The sequence below is a fragment of the Stenotrophomonas sp. 05L414_2 genome, from assembly GCF_056397905.1.
Genome location: NZ_JBFTOJ010000296.1, coordinates 1 through 3,672, shown reverse-complemented (window position 1 = coordinate 3,672; position 3,672 = coordinate 1). Strand labels below are relative to the sequence as shown.

Here is a 3,672-nt window from a genome sequence, read left to right as displayed (position 1 = left end):
CTTTTGGAGTGCGTAACTTCTGCGCGCCCAAGTAACTAAGTAGTGCCTGGTACTGCGCGTGGACCTGATCTGAGTCGCCACCGAGAAACGCACGTACCGCAAGCGCACCGAAATCGTCGATGCCTTGAAAGAGTACTGTTTCTACCTCGTCGTTGAACTGCTCGCCGAACCGAGTGACGTAGAGATCCTGCTCCCAGAATRCCGACTTGGGCGCCCTCCGAAGCGCCCTGGACGGTATCGGCGTACCGTCGGGACGCTGGCGCAGCGATGACAAGTCGAGGAGCCAGTGCTGGCCGCCATCGGAGATAAAGCCACGCTGGTACCACTCCGGTACATAGTGATTCTGGCGGGAGGATCCCTGAACTTTTTTTGGAGGTGGGGGCACCGGAACTCCAGCTCAATTGGAGGGAACCTGGTTCAGACTACATTCTCATCAGATCTTTGTCCGKTTTAGATTGATACTTTACGGGATTTCGCGTTCCCTGCCAGCTTCTGGCCTATGGCTGATAAAGTTTCCTAATCCTCTGTCCTCCCCTCCGGCGAGATCCCGAATCGGCTGTTTGGAAGCGCGGCATCACCTAGATCGGCCGTCTCGTAAGTGTCCGTGATTTCGGGGGATGAACCGCGGCGGCCACCTCCCATAAGGCCCGTAGGCGGTCCCGAAGTAGTTCCAATAAGTGATCTGGTTTGCGAACTCTAGAATCTCGGCCGGGGCCCTAGCGGCGGTATGGGCTCATACGCGTTGTGCAAATCGCGTACTAAGTCTTGAAAGTTTGCGTTGCGATTCGGGCCGTCGCTAAGATCAACATACATTCGCCCGCGAAGATTTATAGGCAGGTGCGCGGCATCGGCGTGATCCTTGAGAACTGGAATGAATCGAACTGAGCCAGGATCTGCCATCAACTGTGCCGCCGTTACTAGGTGTTCGTAGCCCACCCCGCCAACGCGACCGTTCGCGCGACTCATGTAGTTTGCGGTACAGACGACGATTACTCGATCACAATTTGCGGTTTGCTCCATAAAGCGGCCCAGATCTTGGCCTGGTCTGACGTGCGTCATATCGGCCATGGCATCAATGCCATTAGCCCGCAGCTCTAGAACGAGCTGGCGCACCCAGTTTCGGTGCTCCTCTGAATCCCAGGAGTAGGACACAAATACCGTCGGGGCGCGGAGCTCGATAGCGAGACCGTGTGCGACGAGTACTGCACGCAGATCAACGTCCTTTATTGCCCAATGGGTCCTTGTCTGTTCCCAGTTCCGCTCTCGTATATCTAGATCTGCAAACATTTCGCGAAGGCGCTCTGCAGGAATTGGCGAAATCGATGCATCGAATCGCCAGGTAATCCTAATCCCGCCATAGCGCACTTGAACCTGATCAATCCATCCTACGCGTGCAGGGATCCCTATATCTCGACCTCTGTCTTCGTAGGCGAATAGCGTCGGCATTTCTTTAAGGGCATCGATAACCTGGTCGTTGAGCGCATTGAACCCATCCTTTATTGGTTGCGCCGTGTGCTCCAAGTATCTCGGAAGCTCCAGAAAAAACTCGTCCTCGTCCCAAGTTCCTTCGCGGTAGACCATAAGCAGGTTGTACATAAGAGCCTCTTAGCCATTGCTACTTGAAGCGATAAGCTGCACCACTATGCAGATTCGTCTCGAGCGAATCACATTTCGGGTTGGGAAGTCGCAGAATTTTCAACTACGCGCTAGCTGGACTGTGCCGTGCCAAAGTCGAACTCTGCAGGGGCCACGGCGATGCAATTGAGCTGGCGCTCCAGTTCGCGAAGCCGGTTTGGGCCGCCCTGGGTGGAGGCTAGAAAGACTCGAACAACGTGCGGATTCTGCAGCAGCTCTCTGATGACCGACGCAAACATTGACTTCCGTGCAAGATGCAAGTCTTGAGCGTCCTCTATGAATGCGGCATTCCAAATGATGAGAGTTTCGTTCGGAAACTGCCCAGGCGGTGCGGAAGCAAGAGTTGCCATGAGCTGGTTGTACAGCGCGGCCAGATAGCCCCACTGTGCTGCGAACCTGGTGTAGAACGCCRCGTACGCACCGGCAAAGACGGCGCCGAACCATGGGATCATTTGCCCAATCTCGACCTTGAGCTGGGCTGCAGAGAAAACAAGCTCCGTGCCGGCCGCAAAGTACGACTTGATTGGGAGCACGATCACACAAATTAGCGATGTCACCCAAAGCGACCGCAACAGTACAGCCGTGCCGCCGTTGGGTCTGTTCCGCAGAAAAAATTCACCAGCAAGAAAACTCACTGTCGACATAGTCTTTTCTCCCGCCAAACCATTTGATGGACGCTCCCCCTGGGAGTTTGGCTGTGCCACCTACACCCCTCAAGCGGGTTCGGCCCCCTGGCACAGCTCGATACTAGGCGGATTGTGACCTGTTCACAATCCGTTGCAACGCCTGAAAATGACTAGCCTGCAGTCCAATGGCCGTAAGCCGCCGTTGTCATATCGAAGAGGGATGGACCGTAGGGTGCGTCCGCTTCCGGCCAAAAGCGGACACATGCGGCCAAGAAAAGGTCTGAAAGCGCGGCCTGTATGTTGCCCCTCGATGCATGCCTGCGTCGGCCATCTCGCCGTCACGCAATCAATCTTGACCAACGCTCTCCGAACAGAGAGATGGCAAGCCCCATCACCATGATCAGCGCACCTGCAAGCTTGATGATGGAAACAGGGCGATGGGCAGACCCAGTAACGCAAAATGGTCGATGGCGAGTGTGGACAGCAGCTGCCCAGCGACGACCAGCCCCACCAGGGCGGCCATGCCAATGCGGGGTACCAGGATTACGTTGCTGAGCAGCGCGAATGCCCCCATCGCACCTCCCAGCAGCACCCATGCCGGCTGCGCTGGGATGCCTGCAAGCAGGCTCAACGTGTTACCCCGCGCGAGGCCGACGATGGTGAGCGACAACAGCCCCACCATGAATGAGAAAATGGCGGCTGCGACAGGGTCGCCACCCAGGCCTTTCGACAACTGTCCGTTGAGCGTTGTCTGCAATGTGACGGCCATTCCCGCAACCATCGCCAACGGAAAGGCCCAAACGCCGAAGCTGTTCATGGTGGTCCTCAGTTCGAGGCGAGTGCGGGGAAGGACGTGCCGAACACGTCCGGCTCGTAGCCGGCTGCAGAGAACAAGTGCTCGCAGGATTCGTCCACCGCAGCGCGCAGCTTGGTCAGATCCAGGCCGCACATCTCGCCACCCCGCTTCAGCACGCGGCCACCGACCATCACCGTGTCGATGTTGCTGCGCTCAGCGGCGTGCACCACCGTTCCGAACGCATTGTTGGACGGATACAGATTGATGTCGCCGGTGCGGAACAGCACGATGTCTGCCTGCTTGCCCGGCTTCAGGCTGCCGATCTTGTCCTGCAGCCCTGCGCAAGCTGCACCATCGAGCGTGGCGGCCTCGAGCAGGCGGTGGGAATTCAGCGGGTCTTGCTTTGTTTCAGCAGTACGTGGCGGGCGTGCGTTGACACGCAGCACGCSCTCCAGGTAATAGGCCACGCGCATTTCCATGAACATGTCGCCGCTGTAGGACGTCTCGTTGTCGACGCTGAAACCAGGGCGCAGCCCATGCCGGACCGCCGCATCCCAGGCAAACATGCCATCTTCGATGCCGTAGTGCGCGTCCGAGCGCGGGCAGACATTGATG

The 3,672-nt window shown here is 57.5% G+C and carries 5 protein-coding genes; all 5 read right to left on the bottom strand.

Annotated elements, in window-relative coordinates:
* The coding region (locus AC1DJN_RS21775; RefSeq protein WP_478040228.1) for a hypothetical protein at window positions 1–385 on the bottom strand (385 nt) is incomplete at its 3' end.
* Window positions 386–696: 311 nt separating this feature from the next.
* Window positions 697–1,596 carry a toll/interleukin-1 receptor domain-containing protein gene (locus AC1DJN_RS21770; protein ID WP_442251565.1) on the bottom strand — a complete coding sequence of 300 codons (900 nt, stop codon included), beginning with the start codon at window positions 1,594–1,596 and terminating at the stop codon, window positions 697–699.
* A 110-nt stretch (window positions 1,597–1,706) separates the two neighbouring features.
* Window positions 1,707–2,279, bottom strand: a complete 573-nt coding sequence (locus AC1DJN_RS21765) for a hypothetical protein (RefSeq protein ID WP_478040226.1) — start codon at window positions 2,277–2,279, stop codon at window positions 1,707–1,709.
* Between the two features lie 382 nt (window positions 2,280–2,661).
* The gene (locus tag AC1DJN_RS21760) at window positions 2,662–3,078 is read right to left on the bottom strand and encodes a DMT family transporter (protein WP_442251563.1); all 417 of its coding nucleotides are present in this window, start codon (window positions 3,076–3,078) and stop codon (window positions 2,662–2,664) included.
* An 8-nt stretch (window positions 3,079–3,086) separates the two neighbouring features.
* A partial coding sequence (locus tag AC1DJN_RS21755) for an amidohydrolase family protein (RefSeq protein WP_478040224.1) occupies window positions 3,087–3,672 on the bottom strand: 586 nt, incomplete at its 5' end.